The organism is Arthrobacter sp. P4_F10, assembly GCF_056401435.1.
Genome location: NZ_JBFUJJ010000004.1, coordinates 97,130 through 112,173, shown reverse-complemented (window position 1 = coordinate 112,173; position 15,044 = coordinate 97,130). Strand labels below are relative to the sequence as shown.

Below are 15,044 nucleotides of genomic sequence, written 5' to 3'. Positions count from 1 at the left end.
GGGAAATGCGCTGGCAAACACCCTCGGACGTGCCACCGGCGGTGGCACGTGACATTTCCCATCAAGGCGCCGGGCGGGCGGCTGACAGGGCTACGGGTGGTCCAAGTCTAGTGCAGGGGCGCCGCCGCGACGCGTGTCATAGTTACCGCTGGTGCGTGAGTGTATTCACAAAGTGGCTGGTCAGCGACGGTTCATGTTACGACATGGGGCCGGCGGCCGGGGGGTGACCGGACCCGTCCTGGCGTTTAATGGAGCTGTGCCCATTCTGAACAAAGACATGACCCTGTGTATCTCGCTCTCGGCCCGGCCCAGCAACAACGGGACGCGCTTCCACAACCACTTGTACGAACAGCTGGGCCTGAACTGGATCTATAAGGCCTTCGCCCCCACCGATCTCGCCCAGGCAATCGCCGGCGTGCGCGGTCTCGGCATCCGGGGCTGCGCGGTGTCCATGCCCTACAAGGAGGACGTGATCGCCCTCGTTGACGTCATGGACCCGTCGGCGAAGGCCATCGATTCGGTCAACACCATCGTCAACGACGGCGGCCGGCTCACGGCCTACAACACCGACTACACGGCCATCGAGCAGCTCCTGCACAGCAACGCCGTCCCCACGGACTACTCGGTGCTGGTCCTGGGCTCCGGCGGCATGGCCAAAGCCACTGTGGCCGCGCTGCGGGATGCCGGCTTCAAAGACGTGACCGTCGTGGCCCGCAACGAAGACTCCGGCCGCGCCCTGGCCGAACAGTACGGCTTCACCTGGAGCGCGGAACTGGGCTCCAGGGAGTCCGGCACCGGCACGGCCGACCTGCTCATCAACGTCACACCGGTCGGCATGGCCGGCGGACCGGACGCGGCGGCGCTGTCCTTCCCGCAGGAGGCCATCGACGCCGCGAAGGTGGTGTTCGACGTCGTCGCCCTCCCGGCCGAGACGCCTCTCATCAAGGCCGCCCGCGCGGCCGGCAAGACCGTGATCACGGGAGCCGAGGTAGCCACGATCCAGGCGCTGGAGCAGTTTGTGCTCTACACCGGGATCCGGCCCACGGACGAACAGATCAGGTCCGCCGAGGAGTTCATGCGGGCCCAGTAGCCCAATAGTGCAATAGGCCGGCGGCCCGGCCGCTTAGCCCCGGGATCCTGCTCGGGCGGTGCCTAGACGGGCTCCACCGAGATGGCCACCCGGTCCTCGCCGATCCTGGTGAGGACCAGGGTGGCTGATTTCTTGCCCTTGTGCTTTGCGCTTCCGCCGGCCAGGAGTTGCTTGCGCAGTTCTTCCGGTGTGACGGCCGTGCCGCGCTTCTTGATATCCAGGACGCCGATCCCTTCGTCCTTGACCCATGACTTGAGCGCTTTGACGTTGAACGGCATCACGTCGAGGACCTTGTAGGCCTTGGCGAACGGGGTGTCCCGCAGGTCCGGGGCACAGATGTAGGCGATGTGCTCGTCCACGAGGTGCCCGCCCAGCTGGAGGGCGACGTCGGCCACCAGCCCGGCGCGGATCACCGCTCCATCGGGCTCGTACAGATAGCCCTCCACGGGTCCCACGGGCGCCACCGGGCCGCCGTCGAAGTCCTCGCCGCTGGTGAGTTCGGCCGCACCCTGCGGGCCGAGCAGGAGGGCTGCGCGCCGCACGCCGGGACGCCGCACCGCGTTGAACCACAGGGCCACCTCGGTCACGTCCCCGCCGACGGAGACCCACTGGGCCTCGCAATCCGCGGGCACGGAATCGTGCGGCATGCCCGGCCCCATCTTCACTCCGACGGCGCGGCCGGAGCCGGCCAGCGACGCCACGAAGGACAGGGGAGGGGAGAAATCCTCCGGATCCCAGATCCGTTTGGTGCCCGACGTGGACGTGGTGCGCCGGGCCGGGTCCAGCCAGACGCCGTCGACCCCCTCGAGCGACACCAAGGTGGCATCCGCATGGACCACGGTGGCATTGCGGAACGGGATCAGGTTCATCGTGGCGCAGGCGGCCGTGGCCTCGTCCATTTCCACTGCGGTGACCATCAGGTCCAGGGACGCCAGGGCCATCGCATCCGCTCCGAGCCCGCAGCCGAGATCCGCGACGTGGCCGATCCCGGCCTCCGCGAACCGCTGCGCGTGCCGCGCCGCCACCGTGAGCCGGGTGGCCTGCTCCAGGCCGGCTTTGGTAAAGATCATCTGCCGCGCGAACTCCCCGAACTTGGCCTCGGCCTTGGTCCGCAGCCGGGACTGCGTGAGGACCGCCGAGACCATTTCGGGGGAGTGGCCGGCCTTGCGCAACGCCGCGGTGAGGCGGAAGGCCTCGTCCTCACGGTACGGGCCCAGCGACGCCAGCAGCTCCCAGCCCTCGGGCGTGAGGATCGGGGCAATATGTTCCTGCGGTGCGTCAGTCATGCCATCCAGCGTAGTTGAGCTCCGCGGGCACGCTGTGACCGGACCGCGGGGGCTAGGCTTGACGGCATGGAAGACAGCGGGACAGGCGACAGCATCGCAGAGGACACAGCCGGGCAAGACACAGCCGGGAACGACTACTCCGGGCAGGGGCGCCGGCGCCCGCAGGGTCTCGCAAGCTACGCCCGGCCGGCGCTGATCGCCGGCGCCGTGATCGCCGTCGTGTGCATTGCCCTTTTGGTGATCATTTTCTTCCTCGACTCCTTCAACGCCACCGTGTATTCCGTCGGTGGCAAGAACGTCCAGGACGCCACGGACGAGGCCCGGGCCATCCGCGACACCTACGCCGCTGCCCGGCTCGGCGGCATCATCTTCCTCATCGCAGGCATCCTGCTGGCCGCCGCCGGCGCCGTGCTGATGTACCGACACCGCAACGACGAGGGCCAGGACGTGGACGAAGACGACGGCGAGGACGTGGACTTCGAAGACCTCGCAGGCCAGTAGGCGCGGGCCCGCAAGGCCCGATCGTCCATGGGACATGCCCAGCACCCGGCATCAGGAGTGGGCATGTCCTCCCGGGCAGCCCGCACCCGTGGGGCATGTCCAGCGCTCAGCCCGGGCAGAGAGCATGATCCCCAAGTGCCCACCGGACGCCGCGAAAATTGGGCATGTCCCGCCGTGGAAATGTTCACCCGGAACGAATTTCTGGCACTCGCCTTGACCGAGTGCTAACCATTTACATAGAGTCGTCATTAGCACTCTCCCTAGGAGGGTGCTAACACATGAAGCGCGTTCCGCCAGGCACGCTGCCGGCACCGCGACGACGGTCTGCGCGCCTGGGCATCACCGCTTCATAGTCCACGAATTTGCTGACGAAAAGGAGAGGTCCGAGTGTCGGTCTCTATTAAGCCTCTTGAGGATCGTATTGTTGTCCGCCCGCTCGAAGCCGAGCAGACCACGGCTTCCGGCCTGGTTATCCCGGACTCCGCACAGGAGAAGCCGCAGGAAGGCGAAGTTGTTGCAGTAGGCCCCGGCCGCTTTGATGACAACGGCAACCGCGTTCCCATTGACGTTGCCGTTGGCGACGTCGTCATCTACTCCAAGTACGGTGGAACCGAAGTCAAGACCGGCGGCACCGAGTACCTCGTGCTCTCCGCCCGCGACGTTCTGGCGATCGTCGTAAAGTAACTCTCTTGGACCCCCGCGCAGCCGATCCTTTCGCATTGAATGGATCAGTTGCGCGGGGTTCTGTCTTGAAAGGACAAAACCATGGCAAAGCAGCTTGCGTTTAACGACGCTGCCCGCCGGTCGCTTGAAGCCGGCATCGATAAGCTCGCCAACACCGTCAAGGTCACGCTGGGCCCGCGCGGCCGCAACGTCGTACTGGACAAAAAGTGGGGCGCCCCCACGATCACCAACGATGGCGTGACCATCGCCCGTGAAATCGAGCTGGATGACCCCTACGAGAACCTTGGCGCGCAGCTTGCCAAGGAGGTCGCCACCAAGACCAACGATGTTGCCGGTGACGGCACCACCACCGCCACCGTCCTGGCCCAGGCCCTGGTCAAGGAAGGCCTGCGCAACGTAGCGGCAGGCGCCGCACCGGGCGAGATCAAGCGCGGCATCGAGGTTTCGGTCGAGGCCGTCGCCGCCCGGCTGCTGGAGAACGCGCGCCCGGTTGAGGGCACGCAGGTTGCCAACGTTGCCGCAATCTCCGCCCAGAGCGACGAGGTCGGCGAGCTGCTGGCCGAGGCGTTCGGCAAGGTCGGCAAGGATGGTGTGATCACCATCGAGGAATCCTCCACCACGCAGACCGAGCTGGTCCTCACCGAGGGCATGCAGTTCGACAAGGGCTACCTGTCCCCGTACTTCGTCACCGACGCGGAACGCCAGGAGGCCGTCCTCGAGGACGCCCTGATCCTGATCAACCAGGGCAAGATCTCCTCGGTGCAGGACTTCCTGCCCCTGCTGGAAAAGGCGCTGCAGAGCTCCAAGCCGCTCTTCATCATTGCCGAAGACGTCGAGGGCGAGGCCCTGTCCACGCTCATCGTCAACCGCATCCGCGGGACGCTGAACGTCGTCGCCGTCAAGGCGCCGGGCTTCGGTGACCGCCGCAAGGCCATGCTCCAGGACATCGCGACCCTCACCGGTGCGCAGGTTGTCTCCCCGGAGCTGGGCCTGAGCCTGGACACCGTTGGCCTCGAGGTGCTGGGCACCGCACGCCGCATCACGATCACCAAGGACAACACCACAATCGTCGACGGCGCCGGTTCGGCCGAGGACGTCGCCGCCCGTGTTGCCCAGCTGCGCGCCGAGCTGACCCGCACCGATTCGGACTGGGACAAGGAAAAGCTGCAGGAACGCCTGGCCAAGCTGGCCGGCGGCATCGGTGTCATCAAGGTCGGCGCTGCCACCGAGGTTGAGCTGAAGGAAAAGAAGCACCGCATCGAGGACGCCGTGTCCTCGACCCGCGCTGCCCTCGAAGAAGGCATCGTGGCCGGCGGCGGTTCCGCCCTCATCCACGCGCTGAAGGCGCTCGACGAGGACGCTGCCGTCCAGGCCCTCGAAGGTGACGCGGCTGCGGCCGTCGGCATCGTCCGCCGCGCCCTGGTCCAGCCGCTGCGCTGGATCGCCCAGAACGCCGGCTTCGACGGCTATGTCGTGGCTGCCAAGGTGGCCGAATCCGCCGTAAACCAGGGCTTCAACGCCAAGTCCGGCGAATACGAAGACCTGATCGCCGCCGGCGTCATCGACCCCGTGAAGGTGACGCGTGCGGCTCTGCGCAACGCGGCCTCCATCGCGGCGCTGGTCCTCACCACGGAAACCCTCGTGGTGGAGAAGCCGGCTGACGAAGACGAGCACGCAGGCCACAGGCACTAGGTTCTGCCCGCAAAGGGGACGGCCCGGCATCTTGCCGGGCCGTCCTTTTTTTCTGCCCTTTTCTCCCGCCGCCCTACCGCCGCCGGACGCACGTCTGCTGCATACCCGCCGCGGTTCTGCCGGGATTCTGGCGGCAAATTGCCCGGATTCCGGCGCCTTGACCAGGCAGGCGCCGCACCGGCGCCGAGAATTCACTGGAAACTCACACCCTGGCGTGCCTCAATGGAGATCGGTGGTGCTGCGACGATTGGCCATCAAAATTACGTTTTGGTAACATGGACGCTTTGGTTATCTGGTTGAGGGGTTGTTCTATGACACAGCAAAGAACCTCGCCCCTGCCTGCCCGCAATAGTGCCGCGCACAGGGCCAGCCCCGCCGCACCCAAGGCCGGCCGAAAATCCACATTCAGGCCAGAAATCCAAGGACTCCGGTCCCTGGCCGTGCTGATGGTCATGAGCTACCACATCTGGCTGGGCCGGGTCTCCGGCGGCGTGGACGTGTTCTTGCTGATCTCGGCCTTCCTCATGACGCTGCAGTTCGTCGGCCGCTACGAGCAGGGCCGGCCCATGGCTTTGCTCAAGCATTGGCTGCACCTTTTCCGGCGCCTGATTCCGGCTGCCGTCACCGTCATTGTGGCCGTACTCGCCGCAAGTATTCTGTTCCTGCCCCGGACCCGCTGGCTGGAAGTCATCAACCAGGGCTGGGCCTCCCTGTTCTACGCCGAGAACTGGCTCCTGCAATCCGAAGCCACGAACTACTACGCCTCGGACCACAGCCAGGCCAGCCCCTTCCAGCACTTCTGGTCCCTCTCGATCCAGGGGCAGGTCTTTATCCTGTGGCCGCTCATCTTCGCGGGAGCGGCAATCCTCGCCAAGCACTTCAGGCTCCGCTACCGCGTGCTGCTGTGCTACATATTCGCCCTGATCTTCGTTGTTTCGCTCGTCTACTCAATCGTTTTCACCCAGACGTCCCAGACGGTGGCGTACTTCGATACCTGGGCACGGCTGTGGGAGTTCGCGCTCGGCACCCTGGTGGCCCTGGCCCTTCCCGGCCTGCGGCTTCCCCGGGGCTGGCGCCTGGCCCTTGGCTGGCTGGGCATTGTGGCCATGCTCAGCTGCGGCCTCCTGCTCAATGTCCAGGCGTCCTTCCCCGGGTTCGTGGCCCTCTGGCCCACCCTGGCGGCGGCCTGCGTCATCGCCGCCGGGCAGTCCGGCAGCAAGCTGGGCGTCGACCGGATCCTCAGTTCGAAGCCATTGGTCCGGCTGGGCGACATCTCGTACGCCCTGTACCTGTGGCACTGGCCGGTCCTGGTCATCTCCCTCGCCGCGACGCACCGGGACCGTGCGGGGCCGATCACCGGCGCCGTCATCGTCACCGTGTCGCTGGTGCTCGCCTTTCTCACCACCCGCTTTGTGGAGAAACCCTGGCGGGAATGGAAGTGGCCGGAGGTGCGGCGGCGCCGCGCATTCATTGCCATCGCCGCGGCTGTGGTCACTGCCGTCGTGCCGCTGGCCGGCTGGCAGCTTCAGCTCAACATCGCCACGGCAGCCGCGGCGAGCCAGGCCTGGGCCAATAATCCGGGTGCCCGGTCGTTGGACCCCGCCTACGTCGACGGGGCTGACAAGTCTGCCCCGCTCCTTCCCACCCTCGCCACGGCAGCGGAGGAATGGCCCGAGTACGCGGGCGGCTGTAAAGCGGACGAGAAGGAACTCACCAACGTCTGCAACAACGGCAAGCAGAATCCCACCAAGACCGTGCTGATCATTGGCAACTCGCATGCCCACGTCTGGGCGACCCCGATCCTCACCATGGCCGATAAGTACGGCTGGAGGGTGGAGGCCATCACCAAGGGGTACTGCCCCGTGACGGACCACCAAGCCGCGGAGCTCTCGGAGGGCTGCCTGGACTTCAACAAGGACACCCTCAAGAAGGTGCTCGAGATGAAGCCGGATGTCGTGGTGACAACAAGCACCCGGACTGACCCCGACCCGAGCAACACCGAATTCATGGACCCGGGCTGGGTTCCGCCGATCAAATCCATCAACGACGCCGGCATCCCCGTGGTGGCGCTGCGGGACACCCCCCGCTTGCACGAGGCCGTTCCTGCCTGCCTCGAGAGCAACCCTGACAACTACGCCGCCTGCGGAACGACGACCGCGGAAAACTATCAGGCCGCGTCGCCCGATGCAGCCGTGGCCGGGCAGCTGCCGGCCACCAAGTTTCTGGACTTCAGCCGGTTCTTCTGCCCGGACAAACTCTGCCCGGCCGTGATCGGCAATGTGATGGTCTACAAGGATGACAACCACGTCACCCGGACCTACATGGAGAGCCTCACTCCGTACTTTGAGACCAAGTTCATGGCAGCTACCGGCTGGAACGCCGGGTAACGACCGTACGGTCCTTTGGGACGGCTGACTGACTGACGGGCTGACTGACTGCCGGCACGCGGCCGGCCGCCAGCGCCGGGCCGTCAGCGCCGTGAACGGTCCGCCCGGCGCCGCAGCCGGATTGCGGCGTCCGGGGGCAGCCGCTTGGTCACCAGCCGGTAGAAGATGAGAACCCCGACGGCGGCCACCACGATTCCCAGCAGGTTCAGGAACAGCTGCAGGGCGGAGCCGGCCGCCTTCTGGTACTCGCCCAGGACCAGTGCCACAGCCACGAACCCCGCCGCCGGCACCGTGGTGACCGAGATGAACACCCCGACCAGCGCCGCTGAACGCCGGCTGATGACCGACAGCATCCCGGCTATGCCGGCCAGCACGGCGACGATCAGGGAATACGGGCCCGGGTGGTAAATGAATTCAACCGCTGAACCGCGGTCCAGCGCGTCACGCGGAAACAGCCCGAGCGGCACGGACAGCCATGCGGCCAGGGCGGCAGCCAGCATCGCGACGGGAAAGCCGACGCCGAGGGCCAGCGCCGCGTCGCGTCCGAGCCGGCGCTGGCGCCGGACCAGGGCCACGGCCAGCGCAGCCAGCGGGCCGAACTCCGGGCCCACGGCCATGGCACCGACGATCGCAATGGTGGAGTCCGTCACGATGCCGATGGCCGCCAGCTGGGTCGCCAGGACCAGGAAGGTCAGAAACGTCCACGTCAGGCGCGAATCTTCGCCGGTCTGCCGCGACACCTCGTCCCAGATCACGGCGTCCGCGCCCTCACCCGGTGCCTCCGCCTCCGCCTTGTCGGACCGGTCCGAGAGCACCAGGTCCGGCTCGGTGACCGAAATTGATCCCCGCTGCTGGACATCGAGGACGTGGAGCTTCTCCACGAGCCCCTCCACGGATTCGCGCGCCAGCAGGACCTCGATAACGTCCCCGGGCGGCATGACCGAAGCACCCTTGGCCAGCGCGACTTCCGAGACGCCGACGTGACTTGTACAACTTTCGACAACAACTCCGGACAACTCACCCGGGACACAAATGCGCAGCTGCACGATCACTTAGCGGCCTCCTCAGACTCGTCCAGCCTAGCTTCCGCGCCACGACCGCGCCGGGGCCGGCGCCGCCGGCCGGCTCCGCGGGTGCGCCGTCCGCCGGGCGCGGGAAGGCTGCCGCCAGGGCCGCGGGAAGGCTTCCCGCGGGCGCCGGCGATTGGCCAAGAAAATCACGTTTCGGTAACATTGATGTTTTGGAAACTGGCCGGAAGGGTTATTTGTGTCGAGCGAGCGAACCATCGTGACCCCGCCAAGGGCAGACGCAGGTTCTCCGTCGAGCCGAAAAACAAGCTACCGCCCCGAAGTCCAGGGCCTTCGCGCCCTCGCGGTCCTCATGGTGGTCACCTACCATGTGTGGCTGGGACGGGTCTCCGGCGGCGTAGACATCTTCCTTCTGATTTCGGCATTCCTGATGACGCTCAGCTTCACGCGGAAGGTCGAAAGCGGCGCGCCGCTCCGGCTGCTGAGCCACTGGATGCATCTGCTCAAGCGCCTGCTGCCCGCCGTCGTCGTCGTGGTTCTCGGCGTCCTCGCCGGCACCTGGGCCATCCTGCCGCAAAGCCGCTGGCCCGAGGTCCTTGAGCAGGCCTGGGCCTCCCTGTTGTACCGGCAGAACTGGCTTCTGGCGGACAGCGCCGTGGACTACTACGCCCAGGACCATTCGGGCGCGAGCCCGCTCCAGCACTTCTGGTCACTCTCGATCCAGGGCCAGGTGTTCGTGCTCTGGCCTCTCGTCTTTGCCGGCACGGCACTTCTTTCCCGCCTGCTCCGGCGCGTGTACAGCCGCCGGAACGGCCAGGACCACGTGCTGCTGCACTACCGGTCCCTGCTGGCAGCGGCCTTCGGCGCCATCTTCGCCGTGTCCCTCGCGTACTCGGTTCAACAGACCGCAACGAACCAGGCCCACGCGTACTTCGATACCGGCGCCCGGCTCTGGGAGTTCGCCCTCGGCTCGCTCCTGGCCCTCGCCCTGCCGTACATGAAGCCGGGCAAGATCCTGCGCATCGTACTGGGCTGGGCCGGCCTGGTGGCCATGCTCTCCTGCGGGCTGCTGCTGACCGTGGACCGTTCCTTCCCCGGATTCATCGCGCTGTGGCCCACGCTGGCCGCCGCCGCGATCATCACCGCCGGCCAAAGCGGCAGCCGCTTCGGCGTCGACCGCTTCCTGACCTGGAAACCCCTGGTGGCGCTGGGAGACAACTCCTACGCGCTCTACCTCTGGCACTGGCCGCTGCTGGTCCTGGCCCTCGCCGGGGCGGGCATCACGGCGCCGAACCTGTTCCAGGGGCTGTGCATCGTTGCCGCGTCCGTCGTTCTGGCCGTGCTCACCACCCGCTTCGTCGAGAAGCCGCTGCGCGAATGGCACTGGCCCAAGCGCCGCGCCTGGCGTACCGCCGTCGTGATTGCCGCCTGTGGTGCGCTGCTGGCCGGTCCCGTCGCCGTCTGGCAGAGCCAGCTCGTCGCCGACGAGGCCGAGGCGGCATCCCAGCCCAAGGAGCTGACCCCCGGCGCGGCCGCCCTGGCACCGGAAAACGCCGGCAAACCCACGCCGGAGGCGAGAATCATCCCCGCACCGGCAGCGATGAAGAACGAGTGGGCCGACATTGACGGGCTGTGCACGGACGGAAACGTCCCCAGCGACCCCTTGCTGCAGGGCTGCCTGCAGAACAACAAGCCGGAGAAGGTCACCAAACGGATCGTGGTGCTCGGTGACTCGCATGCCCAGCAGTACATGGCGGCGCTGGGCCCCATTGCGAAGAGCCACGGCTGGGAAGTGGTCACCCTCCTGAAGGGCAACTGCCGCTTCGGCGGGGAATCCCCGGAGCGGGACGCGGACTGCAACGCCTTCAACAGGGCCAGCGCGCAGTACGTACTGGACCACCACCCCGACGCCGTTTTCACGGTTGCGTCCCTGACCCACAAGGAAGCACCGTTCGAGACCGAAGTGCCCCAGTACCTGGAGGGCATCAAACCCTTCACCGACGCCGGCATGGACGTGGTGGGCATCCGCGACAACCCCCGCTTTAACATCAACATGCCCGAGTGCGTCCAGAAGAACGGCGAGGACGCGGCGGAATGCAACGTGCCGGAGCAGGAATCGCTCGCGGGGTCCTCGCCGCTTGACGCCTACCGCGGCCAGGTGCCCAGGCTGCACCTGATGGACATGAGCGATTTCATCTGCGCCAACGGAACCTGCCCCGCTGTGGTGGGCAACGTGTACGTCTACAAGGACGACAACCACCTGACCAAGACCTACGTCCAGACCATGATCCCCATGTTCGAAAAGCGGCTGCTCGCCGCCACCGGCTGGAAATAGGCCGGCCGATCCCGGCGGGGGCGGCCGATCCCGGCTGGGGCGGCCGCAGGGCCGGTTTGGGCGGTCGGGGAGACGTGCGGGCATGGGACGGCTCACATTGAGCCGCACATTACTGCCCCGGAATATGGCTATCGCCGCCAAGGTTCTACTATTTATTCAGGACTTCTGCACAACCTGCTGCACAACCTTCTGCACAGACCAGACCCGTAATGACGGGCTGGTCATCTGTTGCAACCCCTACCCGTGAACCCCGTAACCCAAGGTAAGAGGCGCACTCATGACCCAGCCCGAACACAATCCCTTCGGCTTCATCGGCCTGACGTACGACGACGTCCTGCTCCTGCCCGGCCACACCGACGTGATCCCCTCGGAAGCGGACACGTCCTCCCGGATCTCCAAGCGCATCACGGTCCAGACCCCGCTGCTCTCCGCCGCGATGGACACCGTCACGGAGTCCCGCATGGCCATCGCCATGGCGCGCCAGGGCGGCCTCGGCGTCGTCCACCGCAACCTTTCCATCGCCGACCAGGCCGACCAGGTGGACCGGGTCAAGCGCAGCGAATCCGGCATGATCACCAACCCCCTGACCATCGGCCCCGAGGCCACGCTGGCCGAGCTGGACGACATCTGCGCACGCTACCGCGTCTCCGGTCTCCCGGTGGTGGACGAGGGCAACAGGCTGCTGGGCATCGTCACGAACCGCGACACCCGCTTCGTGCCCGAATCCGACTTCCCGCTGCGGCTGGTCAGCGACGTCATGACCAAGATGCCGCTCGTCACCGGGCACGTCGGCATCAGCCGCGAGGAAGCCTCGCACAAGCTGGCCACGAACAAGATCGAGAAGCTGCCGCTCGTTGACGAGCAGGGCCGGCTCAAGGGCCTGATCACCACCAAGGACTTCACCAAGGCCGAGCAGTACCCGCTCGCCACCAAGGACGACGAAGGCCGCCTGCGCGTCGGCGCGGCGATCGGCTTCTTCGGCGACGGCTGGGAACGCGCCATGACGCTCGTGGACGCCGGCGTGGATGCCCTCTTCGTGGACACCGCTAACGGCCACTCCCAGGGTGTGCTGGAGATGATCCGCCGGCTCAAGTCCGATCCCGTTGCGGCGCACGTGGACATCATCGGCGGCCAGGCAGCCACCCGCGAAGGTGCCCAGGCACTGATCGACGCCGGTGCCGACGGCATCAAGGTCGGCGTCGGTCCCGGGTCCATCTGCACCACCCGCGTGGTTGCCGGTGTGGGCGTCCCGCAGATCACGGCCATCTACGAGTCTGCGAAGGCTGCCATCCCGGCCGGCGTCCCGCTGATCGCCGACGGCGGCCTGCAGTACTCCGGTGACATCGGCAAGGCGCTCGTCGCCGGCGCCGACACCGTGATGCTCGGCTCCCTCCTGGCCGGTTGCGACGAATCACCGGGTGACCTGATTTTCGTCAACGGCAAGCAGTTCAAGAGCTACCGCGGCATGGGCTCCCTTGGGGCCATGCAGACCCGCGGGAAGAACACCTCCTACTCCAAGGACCGCTATTTCCAGGCGGACGTCTCCGGCGACGACAAGCTCATCCCGGAAGGCATCGAGGGCCGGGTCGCGTACCGCGGTCCGTTGTCGTCGGTGGCGTACCAGCTGGTCGGCGGCCTCCGCCAGACCATGTTCTACACGGGCGCACCAACCGTGGCCGAGCTGAAGGCGCGCGGCAAGTTCGTCCGCATCACCCCGGCCGGGCTCAAGGAATCGCACCCGCACGACATCCAGATGACGGTCGAAGCCCCGAACTACGGGTCGCGCTAAGACCCTCTGCCAGAACGGGTGAGCCCGCCGAAACCACAGTTTCGGCGGGCTCACCCCCTTAAGGGGCAGGCTCACCCTTCTTAGGGCGGCTTACGGCGGCCCGTTTCCAGCGGCGGTGCCGCTCACGCCGGCTCCGGGCCGCGGAACTAGGCTGGAGGCATGTCCGAACTCCTGCCGGCACGTGCGCCCAAACGCAAGCTCGCGCTCAAGCCCTACGCCCGCGCCGTGGCGCAGGTGCTGCGGGTCAGCTTCCGGGCCTCGCCCGCCGCCGTCGTCATGAAGGTCCTCGGCTCGCTGATCTCGGCGCTCCTGCCGCTGGTCACGACGTACTTTGCCGCCCTGACCACCACGGCGCTGGCCGCCGCCTACGCGGGCGACGCCGACGCCGGCGGCCAGGCCGTCGTCTACGTCATCATCACCGCGGCACTCGGGCTCTTCTGGGGATCGTTCAGCAGCGTGGACCGCTACATCCAACAGCTCATGAGCTTCCGGGTCGGCGCGATAGTCGGGGATCTCATGTACGAGCGCTTCCTGACCCTGGACTTCTGGCGCTACGACGACAAAGAGACCGTGGACCTGTACGACCGCGCCAAGCGCTTCTCCGATTCCTATGCCCGCGTCCTGGACCGGATCGCCGCCATCTTCACCCAGCTCGTCTCCGTGCTCCTGGCCATCGGCGCGCTGCTGCTGGTCAGCTGGTGGATCGCCGTGATCGTCCTGATCGCGATCGTCCCCAGCGTCTACCTGCAGTTCAAGCTCTCCCGCGAACAGATCGCGCACTGGAACACCCAAGTCGATTCCCGCAGGCAGCGCAGGATGATTGAAACCAACCTCCTGCGCCCGCAGCACATCGCCGAGATGCGGCTCTACGGGATCGTCGGCTACCTCATGGGGCTGCGCTCCCGGCTGCGGGACGCCGACGAAAAGCGCCGGCTGGACTTTCAGAAACGCTACATTCCCAAACAGCTCGCGGCCGATGCCCTGCAGTACGGCGCCGAGGTCGTCTCCCTGATCTGGGTGGTGGGCCAGATCATCGCCCGCGCCCAGCCGGTGGGGCAGTTTCTCTATGTCCAGCAGATTGTCAGCCGCGCCCTGTCCACCGCCAACAACCTCGTCTCCTCGCTCAGCTCGATCGACGAGGACCTGGCGAACCTCAAGGACTACGAGCTCTTCATGGCGCTGCCGGTGCAGTCCGGCCACGCCCCGCCCCTGCTGCAGGCGCCGAAAACGGTGGACCTGCGGGACATCCGCTTCACCTACACCGGCAGCGAACTGGAAGTGATCCGCGGCATTTCGCTGACCATCAGGCAGGGCCAGCACATCGCGATCGTCGGGGAGAACGGTGCCGGCAAGTCMACCCTGATCCGCATCCTGGCCGGGTTGTACCGTCCCGATTCCGGGCAGGTGATGCTCGACGGCGTGGACCTCGCCGCCGTCGACGTCACGTCCTGGCACCGGCACCTGGCGGTGCTCAGCCAGGAGTTCCTCAAATACGAATTCGCCACCGCGGCGGAAAACATCTTCTTCGGCGACGTCGATTCGCCCCGCGATGACGGTCGGGTCCGTCGCTCCGCCGCGGATGCCGAAGCCCTCGAGTTCATCAACAAACTGCCCAACGGCCTGGACAACCATGTCAGCAACTGGATGGAGGACCCGCGCGGTCGGAAGGGTTCCGGCCTTTCCGGCGGGCAGTGGCAGCGCCTGGCGATGGCGCGGAACTTCTACCGCAACGCCTCGTTCATGGTGATGGACGAGCCGACGTCGGCCATCGACGCGCTGGCCGAGCACCGGATCTTCACGAGGCTCTTCGCTGACCGCGCCAGTACCATCATCGCCATCAGCCACCGCCTCGCCACGATCGAGAAGGCTGACGTGGTCTACATGCTCGAGGACGGCAGCATCGTCGAACAGGGCACCCACAAGGAACTCGTGGCGCTCCGCGGCCGCTACTTCCGGATGTTCGAATCCCAGCTGACCGTCCCGGATACCGAGAACGTCAGCGGCGAGTGAGGGGAGGGCCTTCGATGGTGGTCCGCACGCGGGCCAGGCTGGGTCGCGGCGGGACACTGCTGAAACCGAAGCCGACGGCGGGCCGGACGGCGGCGAACGGGGACTGCGCCCACAGCCCCACCACCGCGCGCAGGCCCGAGCCCGTGCCGATCCCGGCAATGTGCCCGTCGAAAATCCACCGCTGCCCGTGGTGCCAAAGCATGACGGACACAGTACGCCGAAGCGGCGCCCCGCGTCGGCTG

At 66.7% G+C, this 15,044-nt stretch carries 11 protein-coding genes; 8 read left to right on the top strand and 3 right to left on the bottom strand.

Going from position 1 to position 15,044, the window contains the following annotated elements:
- Positions 1-256: 256 nt before the first annotated feature.
- The gene (locus AC1DR1_RS06590) at positions 257-1,090 is read left to right on the top strand and encodes a shikimate 5-dehydrogenase (protein WP_364745616.1); all 834 of its coding nucleotides are present in this window, start codon (positions 257-259) and stop codon (positions 1,088-1,090) included.
- A gap of 62 nt (positions 1,091-1,152) precedes the next feature.
- Here AC1DR1_RS06590 and AC1DR1_RS06585 read toward each other — a convergent pair whose 3' ends face one another.
- The gene (locus AC1DR1_RS06585; protein WP_364745619.1) at positions 1,153-2,376 is read right to left on the bottom strand and encodes a THUMP-like domain-containing protein; all 1,224 of its coding nucleotides are present in this window, start codon (positions 2,374-2,376) and stop codon (positions 1,153-1,155) included.
- A 66-nt stretch (positions 2,377-2,442) separates the two neighbouring features.
- Here AC1DR1_RS06585 and AC1DR1_RS06580 point away from each other — a divergent pair, with 66 nt between their 5' ends.
- The 4 genes from AC1DR1_RS06580 (at position 2,443) to AC1DR1_RS06565 (ending at position 7,640) form a co-directional block, all read left to right on the top strand.
- Positions 2,443-2,877 carry a hypothetical protein gene (locus AC1DR1_RS06580; RefSeq protein ID WP_229994802.1) on the top strand — a complete coding sequence of 145 codons (435 nt, stop codon included), beginning with the start codon at positions 2,443-2,445 and terminating at the stop codon, positions 2,875-2,877.
- 387 nt (positions 2,878-3,264) lie between these two features.
- Positions 3,265-3,561, top strand: coding sequence for a co-chaperone GroES (groES, locus tag AC1DR1_RS06575; protein ID WP_018773735.1), 297 nt, complete (start codon positions 3,265-3,267; stop codon positions 3,559-3,561).
- Positions 3,562-3,642: 81 nt separating this feature from the next.
- On the top strand, positions 3,643-5,253 hold the full coding sequence (gene groL, locus AC1DR1_RS06570; protein WP_476967848.1) for a chaperonin GroEL: 1,611 nt from the start codon (positions 3,643-3,645) through the stop codon (positions 5,251-5,253).
- A gap of 311 nt (positions 5,254-5,564) precedes the next feature.
- Positions 5,565-7,640, top strand: a complete 2,076-nt coding sequence (locus tag AC1DR1_RS06565; RefSeq protein WP_476992355.1) for an acyltransferase family protein — start codon at positions 5,565-5,567, stop codon at positions 7,638-7,640.
- 83 nt (positions 7,641-7,723) lie between these two features.
- Here AC1DR1_RS06565 and AC1DR1_RS06560 read toward each other — a convergent pair whose 3' ends face one another.
- Entirely contained in the window at positions 7,724-8,692 is a 969-nt protein-coding gene (locus AC1DR1_RS06560) for a DUF389 domain-containing protein (RefSeq protein WP_476967846.1), read from the bottom strand.
- A 235-nt stretch (positions 8,693-8,927) separates the two neighbouring features.
- Between AC1DR1_RS06560 and AC1DR1_RS06555 the strand changes: the two genes are divergently transcribed.
- From AC1DR1_RS06555 to AC1DR1_RS06545, 3 genes are all read left to right on the top strand, one after another.
- Complete coding sequence (locus tag AC1DR1_RS06555) at positions 8,928-11,003, top strand: acyltransferase family protein (protein ID WP_476992402.1); 2,076 nt, start codon at positions 8,928-8,930, stop codon at positions 11,001-11,003.
- Positions 11,004-11,280: 277 nt separating this feature from the next.
- A complete protein-coding gene (gene guaB / locus AC1DR1_RS06550; protein ID WP_229994798.1) occupies positions 11,281-12,792 on the top strand; it encodes an IMP dehydrogenase in 1,512 nt (503 codons plus the stop codon).
- Positions 12,793-12,951: 159 nt separating this feature from the next.
- A complete protein-coding gene (locus tag AC1DR1_RS06545) occupies positions 12,952-14,802 on the top strand; it encodes an ABC transporter ATP-binding protein (protein ID WP_229994797.1) in 1,851 nt (616 codons plus the stop codon).
- Here AC1DR1_RS06545 and AC1DR1_RS06540 read toward each other — a convergent pair.
- Positions 14,789-15,004, bottom strand: coding sequence for a hypothetical protein (locus tag AC1DR1_RS06540; RefSeq protein ID WP_229994796.1), 216 nt, complete (start codon positions 15,002-15,004; stop codon positions 14,789-14,791). The two genes, AC1DR1_RS06545 and AC1DR1_RS06540, sit on opposite strands and share 14 nt — an antisense overlap.
- Positions 15,005-15,044: the final 40 nt, after the last annotated feature.

Bases quoted from the DNA above. Each gene is read 5' to 3' on its own strand.
- AC1DR1_RS06585 (WP_364745619.1), bottom strand. From the start codon at position 2,376: ATGACTGACGCACCGCAGGAACATATTGCCCCGATCCTCACGCCCGAG.
- AC1DR1_RS06580 (WP_229994802.1), top strand. From the start codon at position 2,443: ATGGAAGACAGCGGGACAGGCGACAGCATCGCAGAGGACACAGCCGGG.
- groL (WP_476967848.1), top strand. From the start codon at position 3,643: ATGGCAAAGCAGCTTGCGTTTAACGACGCTGCCCGCCGGTCGCTTGAA.
- AC1DR1_RS06565 (WP_476992355.1), top strand. From the start codon at position 5,565: ATGACACAGCAAAGAACCTCGCCCCTGCCTGCCCGCAATAGTGCCGCG.
- guaB (WP_229994798.1), top strand. From the start codon at position 11,281: ATGACCCAGCCCGAACACAATCCCTTCGGCTTCATCGGCCTGACGTAC.
- AC1DR1_RS06540 (WP_229994796.1), bottom strand. From the start codon at position 15,004: ATGCTTTGGCACCACGGGCAGCGGTGGATTTTCGACGGGCACATTGCC.